Here is a 16,138-nt window from a genome sequence, read left to right as displayed (position 1 = left end):
TATCGTGTGGCGCCGTCAGGATCCGTAGCGTTGACGGCAGCCAACCGATGGAGGAGGGGACAACGACGATGCTGGACCACCTGATGCCGTTGCTCTCCTCACCGTGGCTCTACCTGATCGTCTTCGTGGCCGTCACGATCGACGGGTTCATCCCGGTCATGCCGTCCGAGGTCATGGTGATCGGCCTGGGCGCGATGTCGGCGACCGGCTCACCGAACCTCGTCGCACTGGCCACGGCTGTGGTCGCCGGCGGGATCGCCGGTGACCGGATCTCGTATCTGCTCGGCCGGAAGGCGGGCTTCCACGTGGCGAACGGCCGGCTGGCGGAGGCCAGGGGAAAGGCGGAACGGGCGCTGCTGCGGTACGGGGGAGTGGCCATCCTGGTTGGCCGGTTCCTCCCGTACGGGCGCACCGCCACCGCCGTGACGGCCGGATCGGTGTCCCTGGCGCTGGGTCGGTTCCGGCTGTTCACCGCACTGGCGAGCACGGCCTGGGCCGCGTACGCGATTGGCCTGGGTCGGCTGGGCGGCGCCACCTTCGCCGACTCGCCGCTGCTGGGAACCGTGTTCGGATTGGTGATCGGCATGATCCTGGCCGGCCTGTACGCCGCCGTGGAGAAGCGGCGAGCCGCGGCCCGACCAGCCGATCCCGAGCCTGCCCGGGTCGAGGCTTCCGAGCGTGAACTGGTGACAGCAGGGCGGGGCTGAGCCCGCATTCAGCCCTCGAACCGCATCGGGAGGCCGACCAGCGGGAACAGTCGCTCCACGTCGAGGAAGTTGGTGATCGTGCGGATCCGGCCGGCCGAGATTTCCAGGACGATGAGCGCCCACGGTCCGGTCGTGCGGTACTGGCCGAACGCGGGCGTTCCGTTCACCACGGTGGGCACCAGGCGGGAGCCGCGGCACCCGCAGCCGGTGCCGAGCATCCACTCCCGGATGTCGGCGGGCCCGCGCAGCCACAGCGGCAGCGGCGGCATGTTCAGCGTGACGTCCTCGTGCAGCAGTGACGTGAGCGCGGCGATGTCGTACCCCTCGAACGCCCTGACGTAGCGCTCCAGCAACTCGGACTGGTCCGGGTCCATCCGGCGCAGGGTGTCCCCACCGAGGTCGGCGTCGGCCAGCGCGGCGCGGGCCCGCTGGAGGGCGCTGTTGACGGAGGCGACCGACGTGTCGAGGAGCTCGGCCACCTCGGCGGCCGACCAGGCGAGCACATCCCGCAGGATCAGCACCGCTCGCTGCCGTGCCGGCAGGTGCTGGAGCGCCGCGACGAAGGCGAGCCGGATGGACTCCCGGGCGACGGCCACCTCGGCCGGGTCGCCGGCGGCGACCAGCGCGTCCGGGATGGGACCCACCCACACCTTCTCCGGCAGCGGCTGGCCGGGTGCGGACCGGGCGGAGCCGGCCGGGCCGAGATCCATCGGGCGGGCGCGCCGCTGCGCGCTGCCGAGCATGGTGAGGCAGACGTTGGTCGCGATCCGGTACAACCAGGACCGGAGCGCTGCCCGGCCCTCGAACCGGCCGAGGCCGCGCCAGGCCCGGACCATCGTGTCCTGTACGGCGTCCTCGGCCTCGAACGCCGAGCCGAGCATCCGGTAGCAGTAGCCGGTCAGCTCGCCTCGGAATGCCTCCAGGCGCAGCTCAGCCGGCTCGTCGGCCGCGATCGTCACGCCGCTCATCGGCTCAACGTACCCGACACGCCAGGAGCAACTCGGACCCGCCGTCCGGCCGCGTACGACCTCCCGGGCCGATCCTTCGATGACGTTTTCGGTGGGGTGCCGTGGCCGACTTCGGTGCGGATCTCCATGGCCGGCAGGGTCGTGCGCCCAGACGCCGCAGAGCGCGGGCTCGTGTGCCGGGGCCACGGCACAAGAGACGATTGCCGAAAATTTCTTGGCGCACCGCCGATGAGTTTCGGAAGGACCCGGGGTCTGACGGTATGACAACAACAACGAACGAGATAGGAGCACCGTCATGACGGAGTGGAGCGGCGACATGCAGGGTACGGGCCGGTACGCGGAGGTCAACGGCGTCAACCTGTACTACGAGACGCGCGGTACGGGCAGCCCCCTGATCCTGCTGCACGGCGGGCTCGGCTCGGGTGAGATGTTCGGCCCGATCCTGCCCACGCTGGCCGAGCGTCACCAGGTGATCGCCGTCGACCTGCAAGGGCACGGGCGCACCGCGGACATCGACCGGCCGCTGGAGCCGGAGTTCATGGCCGACGACGTAGCGGCACTGATCGACCACCTCGGGCTGGACCGCCCGGACGTCGTCGGCTACTCGCTGGGCGGTGGGGTGGCGTTGCGCGTCGCGGCCCGGTATCCGAGCAAGATCGGCCGGATCGTCGCGGCCTCGGCGTACATCCGGTCGGACGCCGTCTACCCGGAGATCCGTGGGCAGCAGGGCCAGATGAACGCGGCCGCCGCCGAGTTCATGCAGGGCACCCCGATGTACGAGCTGTACCAGCGGGTCGCGCCGCGCCCGGAGGACTTCCCTCGGCTACTGGACAAGATCGGTGCATCGATGGCGAAGGACTTCGACCTCACCGAGGAGATCAGCGGCCTCCAGGTGCCCACCCTGATCGTGGCCGGCGACGCCGACATGGCTCCGCCCGGCCACTTCGTCGAGATCTTCGCCCTGCTCGACGGCGGCCAGCGCGACGGCGGCTGGATGGGCGAGAACCGACCGAAGGGCGGCCACGCACTGGCTATCCTGCCCGGCTGCACCCACTACAACCTGTTCCTGTCGCCGCTGTTCGCCGCGGCCACCCTTGCCTTCCTCGACGAGCGGCAGGGCTGAATCCGGGGCGGGACGAGATCGATCAGGTCCCCGGGGCGGTGCGCGTCGACCAGCCAGGTTGGTCCGCGGTGGGTGTCGACCAGCCAGGCTAGTCAACGGTCGCGCGTCGGCGGGCGCGGCGGAGAATGCCGATGCCGAGCGCTCCCAGTGCGGCGATGGCGAAGCCGACACCCACCAGGAGGCCAGGCGCGCGGTTTGGTTCGGTCGGGGCAGCCACCGGGGTGAAGCCGGTGGCTGCCCGGTTCTCGGCGGTAGCGATCGGCTCGCTGAGGGCGCGTACCGGGTTGAGGATGCCGGCACCGTAGGACGGGCTGCCCCAGCCGCCCGGGGACGGGTCGGCGGTGGCGGTCAGGCGCCGCACCACCGTGACCGCGTCGGCGTCCCGATGGTCGGCCCACACCAGCGCGGCGACACCGGCGGTGATGGCGGCGGCCATGTCGGGGCTTGAGTAGTTCGTGTGGCCGCGTACCGGTGCGGCGGCGGTGACGTCCGCGCCCGGCGCGGCAAGGTCGACGTGCGAACCGGGCAGTGTCCCCTCGTGGGTGGAGCCGGTGCCGTTGACGGCGCTCACCCCGAGGACCCCCGGGTAGATCGCCGGGACGGGTGGGCCCTGTGGCCCGTCGCCGTTCGCGACCAGTCCGGCGGAGGCGACGACCAGGACGCCACGCGCCACCGCGCGGGCGACCGCGGCGCGGAGGGCCTGACTGTCGGCGGGCAGCGTGTACGCCATGACCACGATCTGCGCGCCCCTTGACACCGCCCAGTCCACCCCGGCGGCCACCAACCGGGGGTTCATGTCGTCGTCGATGCGCTCGGCAACCCGTACCGGAAGGATCCTGGTCTGCGGGGCGATACCCGCGAAGGCGACCGTCCGGTCGTGGCGGGCACCGATGAGGGAGGCGATCGCCGTGCCGTGACCGGTGCAGTCGGTGCTGCCGTCACCCCCGTCCACAAGGTCGGTGCCGGTCACCGTGCCCCCCCGCAACTGCGGGTGTCGCCGGTCGACCCCGGTGTCGACGACCGCGACCAGCACCGACGGTGCCGTGCCGGTCATTGCCCAGACCCGGTCGAGGTCGAGCCACTGACGCTCCCAGGGAACACCCGGGGCGGGTCCGGTGCCCTCAGCCCGGCCTCGGGAGCAGGGCTCGGCGGCGGCCGCAGGGCCGGGGGCGGTCAGCGGCCACAACGCGGCAAGCGCCGCGACCACCCAGACGAGACTCCGTCGCACGCCCGCATGGTATCCCCGATCCATGTCCACAGTGTCATCGTCCGGGTAGGCTGACCGCATGTCACCCACGCCGGAAGAGGTTGAGGCACTTCGCGCGCGCGCCGAGCGGTTGCGAGGCCAGGTCGAGCGTGCCACCGGTGCCTTTCACAAGATCACCGAGGACTTTGGTCGGCTGGAGGTGACAGCGGTGTCGGCGGATCGGCTCGTGACGGCCACCGTCGGTGCCGAGGGCCGGCTGCGTCGGCTCGTGCTCGATCCCGCCATCTATCGTCAGTCTGACGCCGACCACCTGGCGCGCACCATCGAGGAGACGATCGAGGTCGCCGTCAACGGTGCGCAGGATCGCGTCAGGACGGTACTGAAGGACTACGTGCCAGAAGAGCTCATCGACGCGCACCTCAACCGCGACGCCGACGGCATCATCGGCGGCTTCACCGACCAACTCCGCGAGCGCTGACCGGGCACTACCAGCAGGGTGACCGGCACTACCAGCAGGGTTGGGCCGTGCCAACAGCGGGAGAGGACATGACAGGCACGACGCGGCCGCGGCTGGATGGCCGCGGCCGGCGTGGAAACGAACCTCTCGGTCAGGCCATCGGCGTGAAGTCCCGGAAGGTCTTGGTGATACCGCCCTCGTTGTCCCGCATGGCGTTGTTGACCACCTGGACCTTTTGCGCGATCCCTGCAGAAACCTCGCGCAGTGCCGTGTCTGCCTCGTCCCAGGCGCGCTTCGCGTCCGCGTAGGCGTAGTTACCGTCACCCTCCCAGCCGGCGAGGAAGCCGTTCAGCTGGTTGCGGAGTGCGTCTACCTCTGCCTGCGTGTCGGCGATGGCCTGGTTCATGGCCTGGGCGCAACGGTCGATCTCGTCGAACTCATAGCGGATCATGCCTACCCCAATCCTGGCCGTGTTGCCAGCCCGCCGCGAACGTCCACCCCGGTGGTGAAGGCACGCTGGTTCTCCTGCTCGGCGCTCTCGTAGTTGCCACCCGCGCCACGGACTCGATTTCCGAGGTCGTCCAGCGACTCGAGCAGCCTCGTGAGCTGCTTGTTGACGTCCACGTGGAGCTGGGCGAACGCGTTCTGTGCGCTACCCACCCAAGAGCCGCCGTACAGGACCGGCTGAAGATTGTTGTTGAGAGCGCTCTGGATGCCGGTCAGCTTCTGCCAGCTGTTCGAGACCGCCTTGGCTGCCGCATTGAGCTCGTCGGGGGTTACCTGGGTAATGGCCATCGCGCCTCCTTCTAGTGTCGGCGGGGTGCGTATCGACCGCTCAGCTGAGACGATAGCGGCACTTCGACATGCGCAACAGTGTCCATTTGCGACGGTTGATCACGAGCGTACGACCGTTGATCACGCACGCGGTCGCGGCGGCACCGCAAGCCTGGCCTGCGCCGGGTCGAGCGCCACGCCTTCCTCCACCCGTTCCAACAGCGCGGCAGGCAACAACACGGGCGTGCCGGCGAAGCCGAGCATCTTCGGCACCTGGTCGTTCGCGCAGGCATGGCGTACGCCCACGTCCGTGAGCAGCACGAGCGGCCCGCCGGTCGCGCCGGGGCTGGCCATGCTGCGGGCCAGCACCGCATGCCCGGGGGCTACAAGCACGGCGTCGGCGAGCGGCACCCCCTGGGCGGCGCCGCGCCGGGCGAGGACACCGGCGGCGCTGGACGGGAGCGTGCCGTCGACGGTGACCGTGACCGTGTCGGCGAGCATCGCCGCGCAGAGCAGCCCCTCCTGCGGACGGACGAAGGCGGGTACCTTCTCCGGCGGGGGGAATCCGGCCAGCGACATCCGCGCGACGATGGGCGTGCCGCCGAGCGCGGCGGGGGTGAGCGCCACCGGCGGCGTGCCACCGCCGCGGACCAGCGCCTGCTGCAGCGGGGTCACCTCCTGTAGGCCCTCCCGACGGACGAGATAGACGCGGTCCGCGCCGTCGCCGCCGGGCAGGCGCACCAGTTGGCCGACCGTGGCGTGCGGAAACCCGAAGAGCCGGGCGCCCCGGTCGGACACGTCGATCGGACCGAGCGCGGCACCCAGCGGGATCGGCGCGAGCCAGGCATCGGCCACCGCCAACCCGTCCTGGGCGGCGAAACCGAGCACCGGCAGCACGTGCTCCGGTTCGCGGATCGGATAGCGGTGCCCGGACCACAACAGATAACGGGTGCCGTCGGGTCCGACGAGCAACACCGCGCGCTCGTCGACCGGCTGGGCGGCGGCCGGTTGCGCACCGGCCAGGATGATGGTGGCGGGACCACCGCGCGCGGCGGCACCGGAGCGCGACACCGAGCACAGGCTCCACGCGCCGCTGAGGTACTTCTTGGCGGACACCAGCTCGTCGGGCGCGCCCGGAAGTCCGAGCAGGGCCCCACGCGGCCAGGTCAGCGACTCACTGGCGATCCGGACCGAGGTGCTCGATCCCATGATCAGCGCGGCGGAGCCGAAGTTCGCCACCGGGTAGAGGGTCCGCGAGGTCGCGTCGCAGACATAGGTGGCACCCGTGTCGCGCTCGACGATGATGCTGTCGCAGCTCTGCCACTTCTTCGAGCCGCCCGGAAAGATGAGGCCGATCACCGCGGCTGCGGCCAAGGCGATGACCAGAATCATGACCCCGGCGAAGGCGGTTGCCGCACCGTGGCGTCCCGCCCAGTCCAGCGGGTCGGGGCGATGGGCGAGCAGGGCCTTCACCTGGCGAAGCGTCAGGTACTGCTGCGACTGGATGAGATCGCGCCGGCTGAGCATGCCTCAGCCTCCCAACCCACGGAAGAAGCCGAACAGCCCCAGCACGAGCCCGACCAGCACCGGGACCGCCGCCGTCAGCACCAGGGACAGCAGGTCGCCGAGCCGACCGAGGCGGGGCGGAAACGCCCGGCGGGACAGCCGGTGACCAAGCGCCAGCGCGGACAACGCCAGGACGAGCAGCGCGGTCACGAGCAGGGCCGTCGGCACCGGCGCGCGCATCGGGCCGGTCCAGGCGTACCAGACGAGGCTGAGTAGACCGGTGATGGCGGCGCTGATCAGCGCGACCCGGTGGCGCGAGGCGGCAAAGGCCCGGGCCCGCAGGGCACAGATGAGTGTGACCGCGCCGACGAGCAGCAGCCCGCTGGTGGTGTGCGCGTCGGCGAGGAGGACGAGACCGGCGGCGACCACCGCCATCGTGCCCAGCAGTAGACCGGTCAACAGTTCGTCGGAGCGGCGGACCGCCCCGGACAGTTCGGCGGCCGGCGGCGGCGGACCCTCGACCTCCCCGGTGATGGATGGGACGGCTGGTGTCGGGACACCACCGATGCTCATGGCCAGGCGCGGGAGCGCGAACAGCGACAGGACGACGAGCCCGACGACGACCGCGGCGGCACCCTCGACCGTCGTCAGGGAGGTCGCGGCGAGCAGGGTGATCGCGCCAGCGCCGACCGCGAGGGCGCTGCCGGCCACGTACGTCACGCCCGGCAGCAGGAGTTGGCCGACCAGGGACACGAACAGCAGCGCACCGGCGGCGCCGGCGATCGACCACGCGTTCAACGTGACGGTGTCACCGTCGGAGCCCAGCAGCAGTGCGCCCACCACCGCGTACAGCAGGGTGAGAGCGTCGGCCACCCGGGCGGTCCGTGGGTCGCGGAGAACGCGCTCCGCGAACGCCGCGGCCCCCAACAGCACCGCCGCGCCGACGAGGGCGAGGGTGCCGGCCTGCGGGGACGCCGGCCCGGTGAGGAGTGCCGCCGCGCCGGCGACGACGACAGCCGCGGCGAACCCGCGACTCACCCGCAGCGTCGCGTGCGGCGACCACTGCGCGCCGAGCCCGCTGGCACCGTGCGCGATGGCCTCCGCGACGTCGTCGAACGCGGGTTCCGGCCAGGTCGCGTCGTTGGGTGACAGGACCAGGGTCTCCCCGTCCAACACGTCCTGCATGGCCAACGACTGAGCGCTGTCGAGCCGGCGTCCGTCGACCCGACGCAGGATCCAGCCACCCCGCTCCACCCCGTCTTCGGCCAGTGTCGGGCCCGCGTGACGCAGTAACGTCGGCAATATCCCGGCAAGTGGGACATGCTCCGGCACGGTCATCTCCATCCGGCGATCCGGCGCGATGACGATGATGCGTGCCAGTCCGGTCTGCTGCACTCCTCGGTCTCCCCTCGATCGATGTCCACGTTAGACAAGACGGGTTTCCGCGTCACTACTATGGCCCGGTGGCGACCACAATCCGCAGGCGCCGGTCGCGCCGAGCAGCGCCTCCGTTCCCCGCCGGCGACATCATGCTGGAGCCGCCCTCGGAGATCCCCGACCCTGAGGGTGGACTCGCGGGACGTCTGGTGATGATCCTGCCGATGGTCGCGGGCGCGGCCGCGATGATGCTGCTCTTTGCCGGCAACTCCGGTGGCATGCTGCGCATCATCACCGGCGGGCTGCTCGGGGTGGCCATGCTCGGCATGGTCGGCAGCCAGCTGGGCCGGGCCTCCGGTGCCGGCAAGGGCGAAATGAACCGGCTGCGGCGAGCCTACCTGTTCGAGCTTTCCGGGGTACGGCGCAACGTGCGCGAGGCCATCCGGGTCCAGCGCGCGGCGGAGTACTTCCGGCACATCGACCCCGGCATGCTCTGGTCGATGGTGGACACCACGCGCCTGTGGGAGCGGCTCCCCGGTGACCAGGACTTCGGGCAGATCCGCATCGGTCTGGGTCCGCGCGAGCTGACCGCCCCACTGGTGGCACCGCCGTTCGTCCCGGTGGAGAAGGCCGAACCGGTCAGCGCCGGGGCGTTGCGCCGGTTCCTGACCACGTACCGGCAGGTGGACGATCTGCCGGTGGTCGTGGCGCTCGACGGTTTCGCCACCATCCACCTCTGCGGCGACCCGGACCGGGCCCGGGCGGTCGCTCGCGCCCTCGTCGCGCAGGCGGCCTTCGGCCACGCGCCCAACGACATGATGATCGCGGCCTGTGTCGGCGACGAGCGGCGGTACCTCTGGGAATGGTGCAAGTGGCTGCCGCACGCCGCGCATCCGTCACAGACCGACGCGTTGGGGCCGCTGCGCCTGATCGCCCCGTCCGTGGTGGCGCTGGAGGCGATGGTGGAGGACCTGCTCGTGGCCCGGCCCCGGTTCAATCCGGGCGCGAGCGAGGTCAGCTTCGAGGGGCCGCACCTGGTGGCCGTCATCGACGGGGCCGAGAGCGCCGGCTCGGACCACCTCGTCGCCGACGTCGGGCTCGAAGGGGTCACCGTCGTCCACGTCTGCGGCGAGCCGCCCCGCCATCCCGACCGCTCGTGTCTCGTGCTCGACCTGGCAGCGGACGGCACCATGACCGCGATAACCCACGGCGGTGAGCAGGTGCTCGGGCGAGGCGACCAGATGCCGCTGGTGGTGGCGGAGAGCTTGGCCCACCAACTCGCCCCACTGCGGCTGGCCCAGTCCGGCGGGGCCGAGCAGTCGATGAACTACACCCACGAGCTCACCGACCTGCTCGACCTCGACGGGCCGGAGCAGGTCGACCCGGCGCGCACCTGGCAGCCACGGCCCAACCGGTTGCGCCTGCGGGTGCCGATCGGCGTGCTGTCGGACGGAGAACGGATCGAACTCGACCTCAAGGAAGCCGCGCAGGACGGAATGGGCCCACACGGCCTGCTCATCGGTGCCACCGGTTCGGGCAAGTCCGAACTGCTGCGCACGCTGGTGCTGGCGCTGGCCATCACGCACTCACCCGAGGTGCTGAACTTCGTCCTCATCGACTTCAAGGGCGGCGCGACCTTCACCAAGCTCGACCGGCTACCGCACACCAGCGCCGTCATCACCAACCTCTCCGACGAGCTGCCGCTGGTCGACCGTATGGCCGACGCCATCAACGGCGAACTGGTCCGCCGCCAGGAACTGCTGCGTCGGGCCGGCAACTACGCGTCGCTGCGCGACTACGAGCGAGCGCGGGCGGCAGGCGCACCGCTGGGCCCGGTGCCCAGCCTGCTGATCGTCTGCGACGAGTTCAGCGAACTGCTCTCCGCCAAGCCGGACTTCATCGACATGTTCGTGCAGATCGGACGGCTCGGTCGATCGCTCGGCGTGCACCTTCTGCTCGCGAGCCAGCGGCTGGAGGAAGGCCGACTGCGCGGCCTCGACACCCATCTCTCGTACCGGATCGGGTTGCGGACGTTCTCCCCGATGGAGAGCCGGGCGGTCCTCGGCGTCGCTGACGCGTACGAGCTGCCGCGCGCCCCCGGCCACGGGTTCCTCAAGTACGGCAGCGACACGCTGGAGCGGTTCCGGGCGGCGTACGTCTCCGGCGTCTACCGCCACACCGCACCGGTGGCCCTCACCACCGAGGAGAGCGCCGTGACGGCCTTCACGTCGGCGTACGTGGCCGAGCCCACCGAGCGGGTCGAGGCCAAGGAGGAGCCCGAGGAGGTGCCGGACGAGGTGACCGGCGAGACGCTACTCGACCTGGTGACCGAACGGTTGGTCGGTCACGGTGTGCCCGCACACCAGGTGTGGCTGCCGCCGCTGAGCGAGTCGGACACCCTCCACGACCTTCTCGGTGACCTGGTCACCGACCCCGATCTCGGTCTCACCACGGTCGACCCGAGCCTGCGGGGCACGCTCGACGTGGTGGTCGGCGTCGTGGACCGCCCGTTCGAGCAGCGTCGGGAAGCGCTGCGACTGCAGCTCGCCGGCGCGGCGGGGCATGCCGCCTTCATCGGCGCACCGCAGTCCGGCAAGAGCACCCTGCTGCGCACGCTGGTGCTGAGCCTGGCGCTGACGCACACCCCCGCACAGGTGCAGTTCGCCTGCCTCGACTTCGGTGGTGGTGGTCTCGCCGTCCTCGCCGACCTGCCGCACGTGTCGGCGGTGGCCAGCCGGCAGGACCCCGACCTGGTGCGCCGCGTCGTCGCGGAGGTGGTGAACCTGCTGGTCGAGCGGGAGAAGTTCTTCCTCGACCACCAGATCGACTCGATCGCGGCGTTCCGCCGTCGGGCGGCCGCCGGCGAGTTCGGCACCGCGAACTGCGCCGACGTACTGCTGGTCATCGACGGCATGCTGACATTGCGCAACGACTTCGACGACCTGGAGCAGAAGGCGATCGAGGTAGCCAACCGTGGCCTCGCCTACGGTGTGCACCTCGTCATCACCGGCAGCCGCTGGTTCGACCTGCGACCGGCCATCCGGGACGCCTTCGGTAGCCGCCTCGAACTGCGCCTCGGTGACCCCTCCGACTCCACCATCGGCCGCCGGGCCGCCGCCAACGTCCCCACGCAGGCACCGGGACGCGGCATCACACCCGAGACGTACCAGTTCCTGGCCAGCCGCCCGCAGCTCAACTCGGCCACCTCGACGGACACCGCCGTGAGCGAGGCGGTCGCCGCCGTGCGGGCAGCGTGGTCCGGCCCGGTCGCGCCGCCGGTACGGCTGCTGCCCGCGGAGATCCCCCTCGCCGAGGTGTCCCGGCTGGGCGTCGACCAACCTGGCCTGCCGATCGGCATCGCGGAAGCCGACCTGGGCCCGGTCTTCATCGACCCCGACAGCGACCCGCACTTCATCGTCTTCGGTGACACCGAGTGCGGCAAGTCGTCGTTCCTGCGTGTGGTGGCGGCCGGCATCGCGCAGCGGTACACACCGGAGCAGGCGCGCATTATCACCATCGACTACCGGCGAAGCCTGCTCGGTGCGGTACCGGAGCAGTATCTGATGGCCTCCGCCACCACCGCCGAGTACGGCACCGCCTTGCTCAAGGACGCCCTACTCGCCCTCCGCGAGCGGTTGCCCGGCCCCGACATCCGCCCGGAGCAGTTGCGCGCCCGGAGCTGGTGGAGCGGCGCCGAACTGTGGGTCCTCGTCGACGACTACGACCTCGTCGCGGGCGACGGAAACCCCCTGCTGGCGCTACAGAGCCTGCTGCCACAGGCCCGCGAGGTGGGGCTGCACATCGTGGTCGTCCGGCGCAGCGGCGGTGCCTCCCGAGCGATGTACGACCCGGTTCTCGGCCGGCTGCGCGACCTCAACGCCCCCGGGCTCGTCATGTCCGGCGACCGCAACGAGGGACCGCTACTCGGCGGGGTCCGGCCGAGCGCACTGCCGCCCGGCCGGGCCTGGATGGTGACCCGCAAGGAAGGTGCCCGGCTGGTGCAACTGGCGTGGTTGGACAACCCATTGTGATGCGTCGAACCACCGTTTACGCTCACCGATTGTGGGCGACAGTGACCTGCTCGAGGTGGAGTCGGCCGGCCTGCGGACCTTCGCCGATGCGGTGGCGGGCGCCGGCACGGCCTACGCGGGCGACGCCCGAGCACGACTCGACGCCGCCACCGCAGTCGCCACGCAGCTCGGCCAGCCGGCCGGTTTCGCCGAGATGCAGTGGTTCGCGGAGCTGGCCGGGACCGACCTGACGGCGCTCCGCGCGTTCTCGGACGATCTCGTCGACGGCATGGCCAGCACCGCCCGTGGCGCGGAGCTGGCGTCCCAGTGGTACGAGGGGATCGAGGACAGCTCCGCCCGGCAACTCCGCCGCATCCAGGAGTCGCTGCGGGACGGTGACATCGCCGGTCCGTCCTATGGCGACGGTACGACAGCGCAGGTCACCGGCTCGACGACCGGCCGCCGACGCTACCCGTACGCCCGGCCGGGCCCGCAGCGCACCGACTGGGCCGGACTCGACGCCGACCAGATCTTCGCCCTCGTCATCGGCGCCCGGCCGGAGCGTGCCGAGAAGCTGGCCACCGACTGGCGTGCGGCCGGCGCGTCGATCGGCCTCGCCGGCGACCTCTTGGCGGCGCGGGCAAAGACCCTGCACTGGTACGGCGAGGGGGGCCGGGAGTTTCGTCGGTCCGTCACGCGTACGGTGGACTCGACCGAGCGGTGGCAGGCGAACACGAGGAGCCGGGCCGTCGGGTACGAGGCGGCGGCCAAGGCGCTCAGCACGGCCCAGGACGACCTTCGCGCTGTCATCCGTCGCCGGGACACGGCGTTGGAGGGCATGCGGATCGACCTGGCAGTCGCCATCTCCCCGCTGGGGCAGGCGGGCGTCCAGAAGCAGATCAAAGGCGTCGAGGACACGGCGGACCGGGAGGCCCGGGAAATCGCGGTACGGCTCAGCGGAGAGCTGGTGGAAGCACTCCGCGAGTGGCAGCCAGCCACGCCGTATCAGGGTCTACTCGGCCTCGCCACAGCCGGCGGCGGTCCGACGGCGGCCGACGAGCCCGGGGGTGTTCGTCCGTTGACGGAAGCGGGACTCGATGAGCCGCCGGGCACCGCGCCCCCCGGCCTCGGTCCTACCGCGCCGCCGGGCATCGGGCCCAGTCCCGGTCCGGGCGGCGTTCCGCCGGGTCTGGGAGGCGGCCCCACCGGTCCGGGTGTTGGTCCGCTGGGAGCCTTCCGGCCCGCCGCGCTTCCGTCCGGCACACCGGGTACGGGCATCGTCCCGCTGACCCCGCGACCGGTCACCGCGCTCCCGCCAGCCGTGCTGCCCACCGCCCCGGGGCCGGGCGGGCTGCTCGGGCCCGGCGGTGTGCTCGGCCCCGTCCCGCCCGGTCGCGGGTTGGCCGGCGGCTATGCCCTCTCCGGATCGGGGCAGGGGGTGCCGGCCCTCGGGCGGATGCCGGACCGTGACCCTCCGGTACGGCAACTCGCCGCGCCCGAGGGCACCGACACTCGGGAGCCCACGCTTGGCTCGCGGAAGGATCTGGCGGCGGCGGCGCGGGAGAACGACGGCGTCATGCCGCCCATGGTTCCCGGCTTGTACGGCCGGGGACAGTCGGACCCACCGGCTTCCCGGACCACGTCCGCCCGTCGCGGCACGAAGTCCCAGGCCGCGCCGACTCACCTCTCCGGACGCGAGGCCCCGACCCGGGTGGGCGCATCCGACGAGCCGGACCGGCGTTCGCCAATCCGGGCACCACGGACGCCCCGTCGAGGTGAGTTGGGAACTGGTACTCACACTGCGCCCGCCACTGCCGGCAGGTCGCGAACCGAAGCTGAAACCCCCGCACAGCGTAACGCCGGGACCGTTCCAACGATGTCCGAGGGGGAAGCATATGGGCGATAAGAAAGACTTGGTCCAGGCACCTTCCAACAAGGGTTTACTGACCACCGCCAAAGGGATCGGTGGAGTTGAAGACAGATTTACCAGGCGCATCGACAGGGCGCTCGGCGGCGGTCTGCCAGGCACTGTCGGAGATATCACCGAGTTCGGTGCGAGAATCAAGGGTGATTCTGAACTTGCCGAGCTCCACCATTTCGCGAACGCGGTCGGCGCCTTGGTTGGCGGCGAGAGCAAGGGCCTTGTGGGGATTGTGCGGGCGCTCAGGGAGGGACTCGCGTCGTATCGGAAGGCAGTCGAGTTTGCTGCCGATACCTACGACGAGAACGAGAGATTGGCTCGCAAGCAGTTCGAGAAGCTTGACGAACGCTTGATGGAGCGCATGGGTGCCAAGTATGCCGAGGTGGGATTCGCGGATAAAAACCCTTTGTTCAAAGAAGACTCGCTTACGTATACCAGTTCGGCCGCTTATGCCACCTTCGGAAATGTCGATGCCGTCGGTGTGCCGCCAAAGACGGACTGGAATCAGTACGATTACGTCCAGGCGTACTATCTGATCATGAAGTCTCACCCGGAGTCGGTCCGGGACGCTGGGATTCGACTTGGAAATATTAGCAATTCCATGCGGGATAATCAGGAACAGTTCATGCGTTATGTTGTAGACGCGGTGGGTCCAAATGATTGGGAGGGGGATGCGGCCACTGCGTTCAAGATGAGCGCTGAAAAGACGTCTTCGCTTATGCGAAACTGGGCAGAGAGCCTCGAAGATGCCAGTGAAAGGGTCGCGAGAGTCGCTGCTTCCATCGAGAAAGCTCGCAGTGAAACCAATGATGTCGCCGACGATCTCTCCGCCGATATCGACAGAATTACCAAAAGTCACCAACAAATGATGGATGATCTATCGGGTCATCAATCTACCCCCAACTGGGTTTCGGCCGATGACGTCCGAAAGTCTTACAACGATGCTGTGCATAGCTCCATGGACAAGCATGCCAGAAGGCTTCGCGAGATTGGCGGGACACTCTCCACCGCGTTGAGTGAGAATTCCGAGTGGAAAAAGACCGGCCCCTACGAAGGGTTGATCATAGCGGGAGCGCTCGCTACCCCAGGTCCGGGCCCAGGTGGCGGTCCCGGTGCTGGTCCCGGTGCTGGTCCCGGTCCTGGGCCGTCCACTCCGCCGGGCGGTCCGAAGCAGAATCCAAACGCTAACCCCAACCTCCCCAAGCCCAACCTTCCCAACTCCAATCTTCCCAAGCCCACGCTTCCCAACCCCAACCTCGCCAAACCCACGCTTCCCAACCTGAACCCCAATCAGATTCCGAACCCCAGTCAGACTCCGAAACTCGCTACTCCCCAACTGCCCACGCCGTCGCTTGGTGCGAATCCACTCGCCGGATCGCCGCAGTTGCCGGGTGGCCCGACCGCCATGCCGGCAGGGGTGCCTGAACTGACTCGTCCTACCTTGCCAGGCGCGAATGACCTCCCGGGGCTCAGCGGTCCGGGAGCCACCCCCCTCACGCCCGGAGTCATCCCCACCCTTCCAGGCCGGTCGTCGACGAGCCCGGATGTGCCGAGCCTGACCGGTCGGACCCGGACACCGTCTTCGCTCTCCGCCAACCCGGGTGGTGGCGGTGGCGTGACACTGCCGGGCCGAGGCGGAGGCCTGACCGGTCCGGGGCCCGGTGGTAACGACCAGACGAGCTTGCTGCCGATCGCCGCCAACGGCACCGATCCGGAGACCCCGTTGACCGTCGGGCCAAAGGCGGCCAACCTTGCCCCGGGTGACGGCGGCGGGGGCGGCGGTATGCCGTTCATGCCACCGATGGGCGGCATGAACCCGGGTGCCGCTGCTGGTAGCGGCGGAGGCGGTCAGCCGCCGCGTGCCGTACGCCGTGGTGGGCCGCGCCTCGTCGACCAGGACACGGGCAACGGCCCGTCCGCGCTCAGTGGACGAACTCGGGATCAGCGTCGCGACCAGCCGAAGGTCGTCAAGGTGGAGACCGAGAGTTGGACCCCCGAGCAGGAGCCCGCGCAGGCACCCCGGCAGCAGCAGGTGCGGCCCACACCGGGTGCGGTTTAAGTAGTCCGAGAAGAAACCCTCGGTCGGGC

The 16,138-nt window shown here is 70.2% G+C and carries 12 protein-coding genes; 6 read left to right on the top strand and 6 right to left on the bottom strand.

Annotated features, from left to right (window positions below; all coding sequences use genetic code 11):
- Positions 1-47: 47 nt before the first annotated feature.
- A complete protein-coding gene (locus FHR38_RS04275) occupies positions 48-707 on the top strand; it encodes a DedA family protein (RefSeq protein WP_184532967.1) in 660 nt (219 codons plus the stop codon).
- Between the two features lie 8 nt (positions 708-715).
- Here the strand turns inward: FHR38_RS04275 and FHR38_RS04270 are convergent, their stop codons facing one another.
- Complete coding sequence (locus FHR38_RS04270) at positions 716-1,675, bottom strand: sigma-70 family RNA polymerase sigma factor (protein ID WP_184532965.1); 960 nt, start codon at positions 1,673-1,675, stop codon at positions 716-718.
- A 316-nt stretch (positions 1,676-1,991) separates the two neighbouring features.
- Here FHR38_RS04270 and FHR38_RS04265 point away from each other — a divergent pair, with 316 nt between their 5' ends.
- Positions 1,992-2,798, top strand: coding sequence for an alpha/beta fold hydrolase (locus FHR38_RS04265; protein WP_221449369.1), 807 nt, complete (start codon positions 1,992-1,994; stop codon positions 2,796-2,798).
- An 88-nt stretch (positions 2,799-2,886) separates the two neighbouring features.
- On the opposite strand, the gene FHR38_RS04260 is transcribed toward FHR38_RS04265, so the two are convergent.
- Positions 2,887-4,026, bottom strand: a complete 1,140-nt coding sequence (locus FHR38_RS04260) for a S8 family serine peptidase (RefSeq protein WP_184532961.1) — start codon at positions 4,024-4,026, stop codon at positions 2,887-2,889.
- 58 nt (positions 4,027-4,084) lie between these two features.
- Here FHR38_RS04260 and FHR38_RS04255 point away from each other — a divergent pair, with 58 nt between their 5' ends.
- Positions 4,085-4,483 carry a YbaB/EbfC family nucleoid-associated protein gene (locus FHR38_RS04255; protein WP_184532959.1) on the top strand — a complete coding sequence of 133 codons (399 nt, stop codon included), beginning with the start codon at positions 4,085-4,087 and terminating at the stop codon, positions 4,481-4,483.
- Positions 4,484-4,613: 130 nt separating this feature from the next.
- On the opposite strand, the gene FHR38_RS04250 is transcribed toward FHR38_RS04255, so the two are convergent.
- From FHR38_RS04250 to eccD, 4 genes are all read right to left on the bottom strand, one after another.
- Positions 4,614-4,913 (bottom strand): WXG100 family type VII secretion target, encoded by a 300-nt coding sequence (locus FHR38_RS04250; protein ID WP_184532957.1) that lies wholly within the window; start codon positions 4,911-4,913, stop codon positions 4,614-4,616.
- A 2-nt stretch (positions 4,914-4,915) separates the two neighbouring features.
- Positions 4,916-5,257, bottom strand: coding sequence for a WXG100 family type VII secretion target (locus tag FHR38_RS04245; RefSeq protein WP_184532955.1), 342 nt, complete (start codon positions 5,255-5,257; stop codon positions 4,916-4,918).
- Positions 5,258-5,377: 120 nt separating this feature from the next.
- Positions 5,378-6,763 (bottom strand): type VII secretion protein EccB, encoded by a 1,386-nt coding sequence (gene eccB, locus FHR38_RS04240; RefSeq protein ID WP_184532953.1) that lies wholly within the window; start codon positions 6,761-6,763, stop codon positions 5,378-5,380.
- A gap of 3 nt (positions 6,764-6,766) precedes the next feature.
- A complete protein-coding gene (gene eccD, locus FHR38_RS04235) occupies positions 6,767-8,137 on the bottom strand; it encodes a type VII secretion integral membrane protein EccD (RefSeq protein WP_184532951.1) in 1,371 nt (456 codons plus the stop codon).
- 68 nt (positions 8,138-8,205) lie between these two features.
- Between eccD and eccCa the strand changes: the two genes are divergently transcribed.
- The 3 genes from eccCa to FHR38_RS32765 are packed head-to-tail and all read left to right on the top strand — an operon-like array spanning position 8,206 to position 16,109.
- Positions 8,206-12,150: a type VII secretion protein EccCa gene (gene eccCa / locus FHR38_RS04230; protein WP_184532949.1), complete on the top strand. Its 3,945-nt coding sequence runs from the start codon at positions 8,206-8,208 to the stop codon at positions 12,148-12,150.
- Between the two features lie 31 nt (positions 12,151-12,181).
- Positions 12,182-14,035 carry a hypothetical protein gene (locus tag FHR38_RS04225; RefSeq protein ID WP_184532948.1) on the top strand — a complete coding sequence of 618 codons (1,854 nt, stop codon included), beginning with the start codon at positions 12,182-12,184 and terminating at the stop codon, positions 14,033-14,035.
- Positions 14,025-16,109: a WXG100 family type VII secretion target gene (locus FHR38_RS32765; protein WP_184532946.1), complete on the top strand. Its 2,085-nt coding sequence runs from the start codon at positions 14,025-14,027 to the stop codon at positions 16,107-16,109. The genes FHR38_RS04225 and FHR38_RS32765 overlap by 11 nt, the downstream gene beginning before the upstream one ends.
- Positions 16,110-16,138: the final 29 nt, after the last annotated feature.

Source organism: Micromonospora polyrhachis (genome assembly GCF_014203835.1).
In the GTDB taxonomy this organism is placed as follows: domain Bacteria; phylum Actinomycetota; class Actinomycetes; order Mycobacteriales; family Micromonosporaceae; genus Micromonospora_H; species Micromonospora_H polyrhachis.
This window is presented reverse-complemented; position numbering and strand designations above follow the sequence as displayed.